Annotated in this window: 24 protein-coding genes; all 24 read left to right on the forward strand. The window is 39.4% G+C overall.

The features are described from left to right. The first annotated feature begins 17 nt into the window (after positions 1-17). The 24 genes from hscA (at position 18) to secY (ending at position 13501) form a co-directional block, all read left to right on the forward strand. Positions 18-1877 (forward strand): Fe-S protein assembly chaperone HscA, encoded by a 1860-nt coding sequence (gene hscA / locus J3U13_RS03795; RefSeq protein ID WP_267340270.1) that lies wholly within the window; start codon positions 18-20, stop codon positions 1875-1877. Positions 1878-1891: 14 nt separating this feature from the next. Continuing rightward, positions 1892-2230: an ISC system 2Fe-2S type ferredoxin gene (gene fdx / locus J3U13_RS03800; protein ID WP_034884110.1), complete on the forward strand. Its 339-nt coding sequence runs from the start codon at positions 1892-1894 to the stop codon at positions 2228-2230. A 694-nt stretch (positions 2231-2924) separates the two neighbouring features. Beyond that, positions 2925-3236, forward strand: coding sequence for a 30S ribosomal protein S10 (gene rpsJ / locus J3U13_RS03805; RefSeq protein ID WP_006120582.1), 312 nt, complete (start codon positions 2925-2927; stop codon positions 3234-3236). Between the two features lie 31 nt (positions 3237-3267). Next, a complete protein-coding gene (rplC, locus tag J3U13_RS03810) occupies positions 3268-3894 on the forward strand; it encodes a 50S ribosomal protein L3 (RefSeq protein ID WP_267340271.1) in 627 nt (208 codons plus the stop codon). A 16-nt stretch (positions 3895-3910) separates the two neighbouring features. Further along, a complete protein-coding gene (rplD, locus tag J3U13_RS03815) occupies positions 3911-4513 on the forward strand; it encodes a 50S ribosomal protein L4 (RefSeq protein WP_025314384.1) in 603 nt (200 codons plus the stop codon). Beyond that, on the forward strand, positions 4510-4812 hold the full coding sequence (gene rplW / locus J3U13_RS03820) for a 50S ribosomal protein L23 (protein ID WP_267340272.1): 303 nt from the start codon (positions 4510-4512) through the stop codon (positions 4810-4812). Before rplD ends, rplW begins: the two co-directional genes overlap by 4 nt. An 18-nt stretch (positions 4813-4830) precedes the next feature. Further along, entirely contained in the window at positions 4831-5655 is an 825-nt protein-coding gene (gene rplB / locus J3U13_RS03825) for a 50S ribosomal protein L2 (RefSeq protein ID WP_160401459.1), read from the forward strand. Positions 5656-5674: 19 nt separating this feature from the next. Next, on the forward strand, positions 5675-5953 hold the full coding sequence (rpsS, locus tag J3U13_RS03830; protein WP_024496505.1) for a 30S ribosomal protein S19: 279 nt from the start codon (positions 5675-5677) through the stop codon (positions 5951-5953). Positions 5954-5966: 13 nt separating this feature from the next. Continuing rightward, entirely contained in the window at positions 5967-6299 is a 333-nt protein-coding gene (gene rplV / locus J3U13_RS03835) for a 50S ribosomal protein L22 (RefSeq protein WP_025314387.1), read from the forward strand. Positions 6300-6313: 14 nt separating this feature from the next. Next, on the forward strand, positions 6314-7051 hold the full coding sequence (gene rpsC, locus J3U13_RS03840) for a 30S ribosomal protein S3 (RefSeq protein ID WP_025314388.1): 738 nt from the start codon (positions 6314-6316) through the stop codon (positions 7049-7051). A 12-nt stretch (positions 7052-7063) separates the two neighbouring features. After that, a complete protein-coding gene (gene rplP / locus J3U13_RS03845; protein WP_025314389.1) occupies positions 7064-7474 on the forward strand; it encodes a 50S ribosomal protein L16 in 411 nt (136 codons plus the stop codon). Continuing rightward, a complete protein-coding gene (rpmC, locus tag J3U13_RS03850) occupies positions 7475-7666 on the forward strand; it encodes a 50S ribosomal protein L29 (protein WP_034902373.1) in 192 nt (63 codons plus the stop codon). Position 7667: 1 nt separating this feature from the next. Continuing rightward, complete coding sequence (rpsQ, locus tag J3U13_RS03855; protein ID WP_025314391.1) at positions 7668-7928, forward strand: 30S ribosomal protein S17; 261 nt, start codon at positions 7668-7670, stop codon at positions 7926-7928. A 194-nt stretch (positions 7929-8122) separates the two neighbouring features. After that, positions 8123-8494 carry a 50S ribosomal protein L14 gene (gene rplN / locus J3U13_RS03860; RefSeq protein WP_025314392.1) on the forward strand — a complete coding sequence of 124 codons (372 nt, stop codon included), beginning with the start codon at positions 8123-8125 and terminating at the stop codon, positions 8492-8494. A 10-nt stretch (positions 8495-8504) separates the two neighbouring features. Continuing rightward, positions 8505-8819, forward strand: coding sequence for a 50S ribosomal protein L24 (gene rplX / locus J3U13_RS03865; protein WP_267340275.1), 315 nt, complete (start codon positions 8505-8507; stop codon positions 8817-8819). Positions 8820-8836: 17 nt separating this feature from the next. Then, the gene (rplE, locus tag J3U13_RS03870) at positions 8837-9376 is read left to right on the forward strand and encodes a 50S ribosomal protein L5 (protein ID WP_065558584.1); all 540 of its coding nucleotides are present in this window, start codon (positions 8837-8839) and stop codon (positions 9374-9376) included. 11 nt (positions 9377-9387) lie between these two features. Continuing rightward, positions 9388-9693 carry a 30S ribosomal protein S14 gene (gene rpsN, locus J3U13_RS03875; protein WP_025314395.1) on the forward strand — a complete coding sequence of 102 codons (306 nt, stop codon included), beginning with the start codon at positions 9388-9390 and terminating at the stop codon, positions 9691-9693. Between the two features lie 17 nt (positions 9694-9710). Continuing rightward, positions 9711-10103, forward strand: a complete 393-nt coding sequence (gene rpsH / locus J3U13_RS03880; RefSeq protein WP_039129274.1) for a 30S ribosomal protein S8 — start codon at positions 9711-9713, stop codon at positions 10101-10103. Between the two features lie 11 nt (positions 10104-10114). Then, on the forward strand, positions 10115-10648 hold the full coding sequence (rplF, locus tag J3U13_RS03885) for a 50S ribosomal protein L6 (RefSeq protein WP_267340278.1): 534 nt from the start codon (positions 10115-10117) through the stop codon (positions 10646-10648). A gap of 9 nt (positions 10649-10657) precedes the next feature. Further along, the gene (rplR, locus tag J3U13_RS03890) at positions 10658-11011 is read left to right on the forward strand and encodes a 50S ribosomal protein L18 (protein WP_025314398.1); all 354 of its coding nucleotides are present in this window, start codon (positions 10658-10660) and stop codon (positions 11009-11011) included. A gap of 14 nt (positions 11012-11025) precedes the next feature. Further along, positions 11026-11526, forward strand: a complete 501-nt coding sequence (gene rpsE, locus J3U13_RS03895; protein ID WP_065569211.1) for a 30S ribosomal protein S5 — start codon at positions 11026-11028, stop codon at positions 11524-11526. 6 nt (positions 11527-11532) lie between these two features. Beyond that, a complete protein-coding gene (rpmD, locus tag J3U13_RS03900; RefSeq protein WP_025314400.1) occupies positions 11533-11712 on the forward strand; it encodes a 50S ribosomal protein L30 in 180 nt (59 codons plus the stop codon). Positions 11713-11717: 5 nt separating this feature from the next. Next, positions 11718-12152 carry a 50S ribosomal protein L15 gene (gene rplO / locus J3U13_RS03905; protein WP_025314401.1) on the forward strand — a complete coding sequence of 145 codons (435 nt, stop codon included), beginning with the start codon at positions 11718-11720 and terminating at the stop codon, positions 12150-12152. A gap of 8 nt (positions 12153-12160) precedes the next feature. Next, entirely contained in the window at positions 12161-13501 is a 1341-nt protein-coding gene (secY, locus tag J3U13_RS03910; protein ID WP_267340279.1) for a preprotein translocase subunit SecY, read from the forward strand. The last annotated feature ends 20 nt before the right edge of the window (positions 13502-13521 follow it).

Below are 13521 nucleotides of genomic sequence, written 5' to 3' on the forward strand. Positions count from 1 at the left end.
AATTAGAGACAATTCAAATGGTATTATTACAAATTAGTGAACCGGGACAAACTCCTGAACCTCATCAGCGTCGTTTAGCTGTGGGTATTGATTTAGGTACAACCAATTCACTAGTTGCTACTGTGCGTAGCGGACAAGCCGAAGTGCTGCCAGATTTGGATAATGATTTTTTATTACCGTCAGTAGTTCACTACGGTTTAGGTGTTGATGATAATCTTATTATTACCATTGGTAAGTATGCAAAATCTAATGCTGTGAATGATCCTCAAAATACGGTGAGTTCTGTTAAACGGTTAATGGGTAGAAAGTTATCTGATATTGATACTGCTTATTTTCCTTATAGTTTTTCACAAACTGATAATGGTGTTCCGTTATTGAATTTGCCTAATAATCAAGTTAACCCAATACAAGTATCCGCCGAAATTTTGAATGCCTTAGCTCAACGTGCAAAACAGAGTTTAGGAGGCGAGATGGATGGTGTTGTAATTACAGTGCCAGCCTATTTTGATGACGCGCAACGGCAAGCGACTAAAGATGCTGCTAAATTAGCTGGACTGCATGTTTTAAGATTATTGAATGAACCAACCGCTGCTGCTATCGCTTATGGTTTAGATTCTGGCAAAGAAGGCGTTATTGCAGTTTATGATTTAGGTGGTGGTACGTTTGATATTTCTATTTTGCGTCTACATAAAGGTGTGTTTGAGGTTTTAGCAACGGGGGGGGATTCAGCGCTTGGTGGTGATGATTTTGACCGATTGCTTGCTGATTATTTGAAAAATAAATTAGGTTTAGCAAATAATACTGATCCTTATATAAACCAAAAAATTATTGATGAAACAGTTAAAATAAAAATAGAATTAAGTCAGCAAAACTCCGCTTTAGCCAATATAGAAGGTCGAACCTTAACTATAACGCGTGAACAATTTCAAAACTTAATTGAACCTTTAATTAAACGAACTTTAGTGGTTTGTCGTCGTGCATTAAGAGATGCTGAAATCAATATTGATGAAGTGGTTGAAGTTGTCATGGTTGGTGGATCAACTCGCGTCCCTTTAGTCCGACAATTAGTAGGTGATTTTTTTAGAAACGAGCCTTTAACTTCAATTGATCCTGATAAAGTTGTTGCCATTGGTGCGGCAATACAGGCTGATATTCTGATTGGTAATAAGCCCGATTCAGATATGTTATTGCTCGATGTTATTCCTTTGTCTTTAGGAATAGAAACGATGGGGGAATTAGTGGAAAAAATCATCCCACGTAATAGCACAATACCATGTGCCAGAGCTCAAGAATTTACCACATTCAAAGATGGTCAAACAGCCATGATGATTCATGTGTTACAAGGTGAGCGTGAAAGTGTTGCAGATTGCCGATCGTTGGCTCGATTTACGCTAAGAGGTATTCCCCCAATGCCTGCTGGCGGAGCACATATTCGTGTCACTTTCCAAGTGGATGCGGATGGTTTATTAAATGTTACAGCAATGGAAAAATCAACAGGTGTTGAAGCCGCAATTCAAGTTAAGCCCTCTTATGGTCTAACTGATAATGAAATTGCTAATATGATCCAAGATTCAATCAATCATGCGCAGCAAGATAAACAAGTAAGAATACTTGTCGAACAAAAGGTTGAAGCAGCACGAGTACTTGAAAGTTTACAAAGCGCCTTAGATAAAGATGCGGATCTATTAAATGAGCAACAGCTTAATCAGATTTTAATCGCTAAACATCAATTACAAGCAGTAAGTGAATTAGATGATAGTGATGCTATCAAAAAGCATATTAAAATTGTTGATAATGTGACTCAAGAGTTTGCTGCTAAACGTATGAATAGATCAATTCGTCAAGCCTTAACTGGCCATAAAGTTGATGATATTTAACAAACGAGATTATTATGCCCAAAATTACATTTTTACCTAATGCTGATCTTTGTCCTGAAGGCAAAACAGTTGAAGCTGAAGAAGGTGAATCTATTTTAGAAGTTGCACTTCGTAATGATATTGAAATTGAACATGCATGTGAAATGTCTTGTGCTTGTTCAACATGCCATTGTATTGTCCGCAAAGGTTTTGATTCACTCGAAGAAAGTGATGAGCAAGAGGATGACATGCTTGATAAAGCTTGGGGAGTAGAGCCTCATAGTCGATTAAGTTGTCAAGCGCGAGTTGCTGATGAAGATCTTGAAGTTGAAATTCCAAGATACAGTTTAAATCACGCTAAAGAAGATCATTAAAGAGACCGCCATGATGGCGGTTTTATTTACCATAATTTGTTTTAATTGCTGTAAAGCGTTTTTCTTCCTTATTATCATAATTATTGTCACATTTTTATTGATACCTTATTCGCTTTCGAATCTCATAAAATTAAAGATTGATTATCACAAATTCACATTTTAAAACCTAATCGTTTAGAAACTGAAATTTTAATTGGTATGAAAATTTATTCCAATCAAAATATTTTTAAATTTGTTGACAAGTTTCATCAGTAGGGCGTGAAACGTATCTCTATTACTGTTAGTACTGATGGAGTTTACTATATTGAAATAAATGGCGGGAAGGTTGGTCTGTATTTATGAATAATTTATTTTTAAAAATGATGTGTTGTGATTAAATTCATTTTCAAGCGTCAAAAACCTATAATTATACTTGTTATTTAAAAATGTTGTTCGTTAAATAATTATCTGTATGCTTTATTAATTACTCCTTGCATTCGTTTATAATTTACGTATAATTGACGCACTTTGTTTGTTGATTTTCCAACAGCAAATGCGTATAAAAATATAATTAATATGTAATATATTGAATTATATTAACAATACTCCCGATTTGGGGGTTACGAAAAGAACGGATTACACTCTCCTGTCAATCGAAACAGGGTGAGAGGAGTAATCTTTTGTTATAACTTTTAAATAATGGAGCTCTGGTCTCATGTCGAACCAAAGAATCCGTATCCGGTTAAAAGCGTTTGATCATCGTTTGATTGATCAATCAACTGCTGAAATTGTAGAAACTGCGAAGCGCACTGGTGCGCAAGTTCGTGGTCCTATTCCATTACCGACACGCAAAGAGCGTTTCACTGTATTGATTTCTCCGCACGTAAATAAAGATGCGCGTGATCAATATGAGATTCGTACTCATAAACGTCTAGTTGATATTGTTGAGCCAACTGAAAAAACAGTTGATGCTTTAATGCGTCTAGATCTTGCTGCCGGTGTTGATGTGCAGATCAGTTTAGGTTAATCCTAAGCTGAATGATTGAGAGGTCGAAACAATGATTGGTTTAATCGGTCGTAAAGTAGGAATGACACGAATCTTCACTGAAGAAGGTGTTTCTATTCCTGTCACCGTAGTAGAAGTTCAAAGCAACCGCGTTACTCAAGTTAAAACGCTTGAGAATGATGGTTATCAAGCTATTCAGGTTACTACTGGCAGCAAAAAAGCAAGCCGCGTAAATAAACCTGAAGCAGGTCATTTCGCTAAGGCTGGCGTTGAAGCTGGTCGTGGTCTATGGGAGTTCCGTTTTGAAGAAGGCGAATTTACTGTAGGTCAAAATATTAACGTTGATATTTTCACTGACGTTAAAAAAGTTGATGTTACTGGAACATCTAAAGGTAAAGGTTATGCAGGTGTAACTAAACGCTGGAATTTCCGTACTCAAGATGCAACTCATGGTAACTCTTTGGCACACCGTGGTCATGGCTCTATCGGTCAAAACCAAACTCCAGGTAAAGTGTTCAAAGGTCGTAAAATGGCAGGTCACTTAGGTAATGAGCGTGTAACTGTTCAAAACTTAGATATCGTGCGCGTTGATGCAGAACGTAACCTTTTATTAATAAAAGGTGCTGTTCCAGGCGCAATTAATAGTGACGTAATTGTTAAACCGGCAATCAAGGCTTAACGTCGAGGAGATAGAGATGGAATTAGTAGTAAAAGACGCGCAAGCGCTTTCTGTTTCCGAAACTACCTTCGGACGTGAGTTTAATGAAGCGTTAGTTCATCAAGTAGTTGTTGCTTATGCATCTGCTGCTCGTCAAGGCTCACGCGCACAAAAAACTCGTGCAGAAATCGCTGGTTCAGGTAAAAAACCATGGCGTCAAAAAGGCACAGGTCGTGCTCGTTCAGGTTCTATTAAGAGCCCTATTTGGCGTAGCGGTGGTGTGACATTTGCAGCAAAACCACAAGATCATAGCCAAAAAGTTAACCGTAAAATGTATCGTGGTGCATTAAAGAGTATTTTCTCTGAATTAGTGCGTCAAGAACGTTTAGTTGTGGTTGAAACATTCACTGTTGAAGCACCTAAGACTAAATTATTAACTCAGAAATTAAATGATATGAACCTTAATGATGTTCTTATTATTACTTCTGATGTTGATGAAAATCTTTTCTTAGCAGCACGTAACTTACATAAAGTTGATGTGCGTGATGTGGCAGGTATTGATCCAGTTAGTTTGATTGCATTTGACAAAGTGGTTATCACTGTTGATGCTGTTAAACAAGTAGAGGAGATGTTAGCATGATTCGTGAAGAGCGTCTGCTTAAAGTCCTGCGAGCACCACATATTTCTGAAAAAGCATCTATTTCAATGGAAAAAACGAATACATTAGTATTGAAAGTTACTAAAGATGCTACTAAGAGAGAGATTAAAGCCGCAGTTGAACAACTATTTGAAGTTAAAGTAGATGGCGTTAATACACTTGTTGTTAAAGGCAAAGTTAAACGTCGTGGTCAACAAATCGGTCGCCGTAGCGACTGGAAAAAAGCTTACGTTACTTTAGCAGAAGGTCAAAATTTAGACCTTGCTGGCGTCGCTGAGTAATTCGGAGGAGTAAGAACAATGGCAGTTGTTAAGTGTAAACCTACATCTCCGGGTCGTCGCCACGTTGTTAAAGTGGTTAACCCAGAGTTGCATAAAGGTAAGCCTTATGCACCGTTGCTTGATTCAAAAAGCAAAACTGGTGGTCGCAATAATAATGGTCGTATCACTACCCGTCATATCGGCGGTGGTCATAAACAACATTATCGTATTGTTGACTTTAAGCGTAATAAAGATGGTATTCCAGCAGTTGTTGAACGTTTGGAATATGATCCAAATCGCAGTGCAAATATTGCATTGGTTTTATATAAAGACGGTGAACGTCGTTATATTTTAGCGCCTAAAGGCTTAAAAGCAGGTGATCAGATCCAATCTGGTGTTGATGCATCAATTAAAACAGGTAACTGTTTACCGATGCGTAATATTCCAGTCGGTTCTACCGTGCATAATATTGAAATGAAACCAGGTAAAGGCGGACAACTTGCTCGCTCAGCTGGTAGTTATGTTCAAATCGTTGCTCGTGATGGTGCTTATGTAACATTACGTCTACGTTCAGGTGAAATGCGTAAAGTGTTATCTGATTGCCGCGCCACTATTGGTGAAGTGGGTAATTCAGAACATATGCTTCGTGTATTAGGTAAAGCAGGTGCTTCGCGTTGGCGTGGTATTCGTCCTACTGTTCGTGGTACAGCAATGAACCCGGTAGACCATCCACATGGTGGTGGTGAAGGTCGTAACTTTGGTAAACATCCTGTGTCTCCATGGGGTCAAAAAGCCAAAGGATTGAAAACGCGTAGCAACAAACGTACTGATAAGTATATTGTTCGCCGTCGCAATAAGAAATAATTAATATAGAGGATTAGCTATGCCACGTTCTCTCAAGAAGGGTCCTTTTATTGACCTACACTTGCTGAAGAAGGTAGAGAAAGCGGTGGAAAGCGGGGACAAGAAACCAATTCGTACTTGGTCCCGTCGTTCAACGATCTTTCCTAATATGATCGGTTTGACCATCGCTGTCCATAATGGTCGTCAGCACGTTCCTGTTTATGTTTCCGACGAAATGGTTGGTCATAAATTGGGTGAATTCGCGCCGACTCGTACTTATCGCGGCCACGCGGCTGATAAGAAAGCTAAGAAGAAATAAGTAGGAGAAAGAGATGGAAACAATTGCAAAGTATCGCCACGCTCGTTCTTCTGCGCAAAAAGTTCGCTTAGTTGCAGATCTTATTCGCGGTAAGAATGTGTCTCAGGCACTTGATATTTTAACGTACACCAATAAAAAAGCGGCTGTACTGGTTAAAAAAGTATTAGAGTCTGCTATTGCTAATGCAGAGCATAACGATGGTGCTGATATTGATGATCTAAAAGTTGCGAAAATTTTCGTAGATGAAGGCCCAACCATGAAGCGTATTATGCCTCGTGCGAAAGGTCGTGCAGATCGAATTTTGAAGCGTACGAGTCACATCACCGTGATCGTCTCAGATCGCTAGGCTGGAGAATAGCAATGGGTCAAAAAGTAAATCCAAATGGTATCCGACTAGGCATCGTCAAGCCTTGGACATCTACATGGTATTCGGGTACAAAGACATTCGCTGATAATTTAGAAAGTGATTTTAGAGTGCGTGAATTCTTGAACAAAGAATTAGCACAAGCATCAATCTCTAAGATTGTAATCGATCGTTCAGCAGAAACCAACGTTCGCATTACTATTCACACTGCTCGTCCAGGTATTGTGATTGGTAAAAAAGGTGAGGATGTTGAAAAATTACGTAATGCCGTAGCTTCTATTGTCAATAAATATAAAGACAAAAGAGAAAAACGTGATGTTGCAGTACAAATTAATATTGCCGAAGTTCGTAAACCTGAACTTGATGCTAAATTAGTTGCTGACAGCATTACTTCTCAGTTAGAACGCCGTGTTATGTTCCGTCGTGCTATGAAACGTGCGGTTCAAAACGCAATGAAAGCGGGTGCTAAAGGTATCAAAGTTGAAGTAAGTGGTCGTTTAGGCGGCGCTGAAATCGCTCGTAGTGAATGGTATCGTGAAGGTCGTGTTCCTTTACATACATTACGTGCTGACATCGACTATGGTTTGTCTGAAGCATTAACAACCTATGGTATTATTGGTGTTAAAGTGTGGATCTTCAAAGGTGAGATCCTTGGTGGTATGGCTGCCGTTGAACAAGCAGAAAAACAACCTGCTGCTCAACCGAAAAAGCAGCGCAAAGGCCGAAAACAATAAGGAGCGTCGCTGATGTTACAACCAAAGCGTACAAAATTCCGTAAAGTGCACAAGGGCCGCAATCGTGGTCTTGCTGTAAGTACTGACGTTAGTTTCGGTACATTCGGTCTTAAGGCTGTGGGTCGTGGTCGTTTGACTGCGCGCCAGATCGAAGCGGCACGTCGTGCAATGACTCGTGCAGTTAAGCGTCAAGGTAAAATCTGGATTCGAGTTTTCCCTGATAAACCAATTACTGAAAAACCACTTGAAGTGCGTATGGGTAAAGGTAAGGGTAACGTTGAATACTGGGTTGCTCAGATTCAACCAGGTAAAGTCCTTTATGAAATGGACGGAGTACCGGAAGAAGTTGCTCGTGAAGCATTTGCGTTGGCAGCTGCAAAACTGCCAATTAAAACCACCTTTGTGATTAAGACGGTGATGTAAATGAAAGCAAAAGAGCTACGCGAAAAAAGCGTTGAAGAGTTAAATACTGAACTTCTTAATTTATTACGTGAGCAATTTAACTTACGTATGCAATTAGCTGGGGGTCAGTTAACACAAACTCATATGTTAAAACAAGTGCGTCGTAATATTGCACGAGTTAAAACGTTATTAACTGAGAAGGCGGGTGCGTAATATGACTACTGAAGTAAAAATTCGTACTCAGCAAGGTCGTGTTATTAGCGACAAAATGGATAAATCTATTACTGTAGCTATTGAACGTAAAGTGAAGCATCCGTTATATGGTAAGTTCATTAAACGTACGACTAAATTGCATGTACATGATGAAAACAACGAGTGTGGTATTGGTGATACTGTAGAAATTAAAGAGTGTCGTCCATTATCAAAAACCAAATCATGGACTCTTGTTCGAATCGTTGAAAAAGCGGTTAGTTAATCTTTTTGATTAAAAACTGTACATAATATAATAAACGGCTCGACGGCCGTTTATTTTATGCTATCCATTTTATTTGAGTGGTGTTATACTATGCGCCCTCACGTAAGTGGGTTTTTGGTTGTCTATTCTTATCCATGGAAGTTGAGGTGGATGAAGGTAGATTAGACAATAATTAATTTATACGGAGCATTAAAATGATCCAAGAACAGACTAGGCTAGATGTTGCCGATAACTCTGGCGCACGTAGTGTAATGTGTATCAAGGTTCTCGGTGGATCGCACCGTCGTTATGCAGCGGTAGGTGATATCATCAAAGTTACTATCAAAGAAGCAATTCCACGTGGTAAAGTTAAGAAAGGTGATGTACTTAAAGCTGTGGTTGTGCGCACTAGAAAAGGTGTTCGTCGTCCTGATGGATCTGTCATTCGTTTCGATCGCAATGCGTGTGTTATTTTAAATAATAACAGTGAGCAACCGATTGGTACGCGTATTTTTGGACCGGTCACTCGTGAACTTCGTTCTGAGAAGTTTATGAAGATCATTTCATTAGCACCAGAAGTACTGTAAGGAGCGGGTAATGGCAGCGAAAATCCGTCGAGAAGATGAAGTTATCGTGTTAACTGGTAAAGATAAAGGTAAACGCGGTAAAGTAAAAAGCGTTTTGTCTACTGGCAAAGTGATTGTTGAAGGTATTAATTTGGTGAAAAAACACCAAAAACCTGTACCTGCACTAAATCAAGAAGGTGGAATTGTTGAAAAAGAAGCAGCTATTAATGTTTCTAATGTAGCAATTTTTAACCCAGCTACAGGCAAAGCAGATCGCGTAGGCTTTCGTATTGAAGACGGTAAAAAAGTCCGTTTTTATAAGTCTACTAATGAATTAATTAAATAAGTAATTTGGAGTGTACGATGGCGAAACTGCATGATTACTACAAAGCACAGGTAGTAAATAAACTGCAAGAACAGTTTGGCTACAAATCTGTCATGCAAGTCCCTCGGATCGAAAAGATCACCTTGAATATGGGTGTGGGTGAAGCAATTACTGATAAAAAATTATTAGATAATGCGGTTGCAGACTTAGCTGCAATCAGTGGTCAAAAACCACTAGTCACTAAAGCACGCAAATCAGTTGCTGGTTTTAAAATCCGTCAAGGGTATCCTATTGGTTGTAAAGTCACTTTACGTGGCGAACGCATGTGGGAATTTTTTGAACGTCTAGTTTATATTGCTCTTCCTCGTACTCGAGATTTTCGTGGTTTAAGCGCAAAATCTTTCGATGGTCGTGGTAACTATAGCATGGGTGTTCGTGAACAAATCGTTTTCCCTGAAATCGATTATGATAAAGTTGATCGTGTTCGTGGTTTAGATATTACTATCACAACTTCTGCACAATCAGATGAAGAAGGCCGAGCTTTATTATCTGCCTTTAACTTCCCATTTCGTAAGTAAGGTAGGGCATAATGGCTAAACAATCAATGATTGAACGCGACAAGAAACGCGTAAAGCTAGCAGAAAAATATTTTGCAAAGCGTCAAGAATTAAAAGCGATTATCTCTGATCTTAATGCATCAGATGAAGATCGTTGGAATGCAGTGCTTAAATTGCAAACGCTTCCTCGTGATTCTAGTCCATCACGTCAACGTCGTCGTTGTCGTCAAACTGGTCGTCCTCATGGCGTCCTTCGTAAGTTTGGTTTAAGCCGTATTAAGGTTCGTGAATCAGCCATGCGTGGTGAGATTCCTGGTCTTAAAAAGGCAAGTTGGTAATCAGGGGAGTGTTATAGATGAGCATGCAAGATCCTATAGCAGATATGTTGACCCGTATTCGTAACGGTCAAGCTGCGAATAAAGTTGCAGTCACCATGCCTTCCTCTAAGCTAAAAGTGGCAATTGCCAATGTGCTAAAAGAAGAAGGTTATATCGGGGACTTTAAAATTGTTGGTGACACTAAGCCAGAATTGGAAATTACTTTAAAATATTTCCAAGGTAAAGCTGTTGTAGAAAGTATTAAACGTGTTAGCCGTCCAGGTTTACGTATTTATAAACGTAAAGATGAATTGCCAAAAGTTATGGCAGGACTAGGTATTGCAGTCGTTTCTACTTCTAAAGGTGTTATGACTGATCGTGCAGCACGCCAAGCAGGTCTTGGTGGTGAAATTATCTGCTACGTAGCGTAAGGGAGAAAAAAATGTCTCGTGTTGCAAAAGCACCTGTCGTTGTTCCTGCTGGCGTAGAGGTAAAACTCAATGGTCAGGTAATTACGATTAAAGGTAAAAATGGCGAGTTATCTCGCACAATTAATAAAGCTGTTGTAATTAATCAAGAAGAAGATCAAATTAAATTTGGTCCTCGCGATGGCTTTGCAGATGCTTGGGCTCAAGCAGGTACTGCACGTGCATTGGTTAATGCAATGGTTATTGGTGTTACTGAAGGTTTTACTAAAAAACTTCAGTTAGTTGGTGTCGGCTATCGTGCACAAGTTAAAGGTAATGCAATTGGTTTATCTCTTGGATATTCTCATCCAATTGAACATCAATTACCAGATGGTGTAAAAGCTGAATGTCCATCACAAACTGAAATCGTACTAACAAGTGCTGATAAACAGTTAATTGGACAAGTTGCAGCAGATATCCGTGCTTATCGTCGTCCTGAACCTTATAAAGGTAAAGGTGTTCGTTACGCAGATGAAGTTGTGCGTACTAAAGAAGCTAAGAAAAAGTAAGGTAACACTATGGATAAGAAATCAGCTCGTATCCGTCGTGCAACTAAAGCGCGTCGCAAGATGCATGAACTACTTGCAACTCGCTTGGTGGTTCACCGCACTCCGCGTCATATTTATGCGCAGATTATCGCACCAAACGGATCAGAAGTACTGGCAGCCGCTTCTACATTAGAAAAAGCTATCAGTGAAAGTTTAAAATACACTGGAAACAAAGATGCAGCAGCAGCAGTTGGTAAAGCAATCGCAGAGCGCGCATTAGCGAAAGATATCAAAGAAGTTTCATTTGATCGTTCAGGTTTCCAATATCATGGTCGAGTTCAGGCGCTAGCAGATGCTGCTCGCGAAGCTGGCCTACAGTTCTAAGGTAGGAGTTAAAGATGTCAAACATCGAAAAACAAGCTGGTGAACTGCAGGAAAAATTAATCGCAGTTAACCGAGTTTCTAAAACCGTAAAAGGTGGTCGTATTTTTAGTTTTTCTGCACTAACAGTAGTTGGTGACGGTAATGGCCGCGTAGGTTTTGGATATGGTAAAGCACGTGAAGTGCCAGCAGCAATCCAAAAAGCAATGGAAAAAGCACGTCGTAATATGATTAATATTGCGTTAAATAACGATACTTTACAGCATCCAGTTAAAGGTGCTCACACAGGTTCTCGTGTTTATATGCAACCTGCATCAGAAGGTACTGGTATCATCGCCGGTGGTGCAATGCGTGCTGTTTTAGAAGTTGCAGGAGTTCGTAACGTTCTAGCTAAAGCATATGGTTCTACAAACCCAATTAACGTGGTTCGTGCAACAATTGATGGCTTAGAAAATATGAAATCACCAGAAATGGTTGCTGCTAAACGTGGTAAAACCGTCGAAGAAATTTTGGGGTAATTAGCCATGGCAAAAACAATTAAAATTACACAAACTCGTAGTTCTATTGGTCGTCTACCGAAGCATAAAGCAACGTTAGTTGGTCTAGGATTACGTCGTATTGGTCATACTGTTGAACGCGAGGATACTCCTGCGATTCGCGGTATGGTAAACCAAGTTTATTACATGGTTAAAGTTGAGGAGTAATAGTAATGCGTTTAAATACTTTATCTCCTGCTGAAGGTTCAAAGCATGCACCTAAACGTGTAGGTCGAGGCATTGGTTCTGGATTAGGTAAAACTGGTACTCGTGGTGTTAAAGGTCAAAAATCTCGTTCAGGTGGTGGCGTACGTCGCGGCTTCGAAGGTGGTCAAATGCCTTTATATCGTCGTTTACCAAAATTTGGTTTTACCTCACGTAAAGCTCAAGTTACAGCTCAAGTTCGTCTTTCAGATTTAATGAAAGTTGAAGGTGATATTGTTGACCTAAATAGCTTAAAAGTTGCTAATGTGATTAATTCACAAATCGAGTATGCGAAAATTATGTTATCTGGTGAAGTAACTAAACCTGTAACTGTTCGCGGTATTCGAGTGACTAAGGGTGCTAAAGCTGCAATTGAAGCTGCTGGCGGAAAAATTGAGGAATAATTAGAAAGATGGCAAAGCAACCAGGATTAGATTTTCAAAGTACACGAGGCGGTAGCGGTGAGCTTAAAAGACGTTTATTATTTGTGTTTTTAGCGCTTATTGTTTTCCGTCTTGGTTCTTACGTTCCGGTTCCTGGTATTGATACTAAAGCGTTATCGGACTTACTAGAACAAGCATCATCTAATGGTATTGTTGGTATGTTCAATATGTTCTCTGGTGGTGCTTTAAGCCGTGCTTCAATTTTTGCTTTAGGGATAATGCCTTATATTTCTGCATCCATTATTGTGCAATTATTAACGGCCATTAGCCCTAAACTCGCAGAATTGAAGAAAGAAGGTGAATCAGGACGTAAGAAAATCAGTCAGTACACCCGTTACGGCACATTGGCTTTAGCGATGGTACAAGCAGTTGGTATTGCGACTGGTTTACCAAATATTCCTGGTTATGGTCAAGTTGTGATTGATCCAGGATTTTCTTTCTATTTTATTGCATCGGTTAGCTTAGTTACTGGCACTATGTTTCTTATGTGGTTGGGTGAACAGATCACGGAACGCGGTGTAGGTAATGGTATCTCAATCATTATCTTTGCTGGTATCGTTGCAGGTCTTCCTCATGCAATATATGAAACAATTGAACAAGCTCGTTCTGGTTCATTGCATCCGATTTTATTATTAGTCGTCGCAGCATTAGTGGTTGGAGTGACTTATTTTGTTGTATTTGTTGAACGTGGTCAACGTCGTATAGTTGTCAACTATGCACAGCGTCAACAAGGTCGTAGAGTTTATGCAGCACAAAGTACACATTTACCATTAAAAATAAATATGGCAGGCGTTATTCCTGCAATATTTGCTTCAACAATTGTTATGTTACCATCAATGATGGCTTCTTGGTTTCAAGGAGATGGTGAAGGATGGAGATATATTATTGTTCTTATAGGTCAATATTTTTCTCATGATCAACCATTATATATAATCTTTTTTGCAGCAGCGATTATCTTCTTTTGTTTCTTTTATACGGCGTTGGTTTTCAACCCAAGAGAGACGGCAGATCAGCTAAAAAAATCTGGTGCATTTATTCCAGGTATCCGTCCAGGTGAACAAACATCTAAATATATCGACAAAGTAATGACTCGTTTAACGCTGGTTGGCGCAATCTACATTACTTTTGTATGTTTGGTACCAATGTTTATGACAAGTGCAATGAAAGTTCCGGTTCAATTCGGTGGAACTTCATTATTAATTGTGGTTGTTGTAATCATGGATTTTATGGCACAAGTACAGACTTTAATGATGCCAAATCGTTATGAGTCAGTGTTAAAGAAAGCGAACCTTAAAGGCTACGGCCGATAAGTTAGCCAGAAGTTACGGAG

Source organism: Gilliamella sp. B2887 (assembly GCF_026537015.1).
GTDB lineage: Bacteria > Pseudomonadota > Gammaproteobacteria > Enterobacterales > Orbaceae > Gilliamella.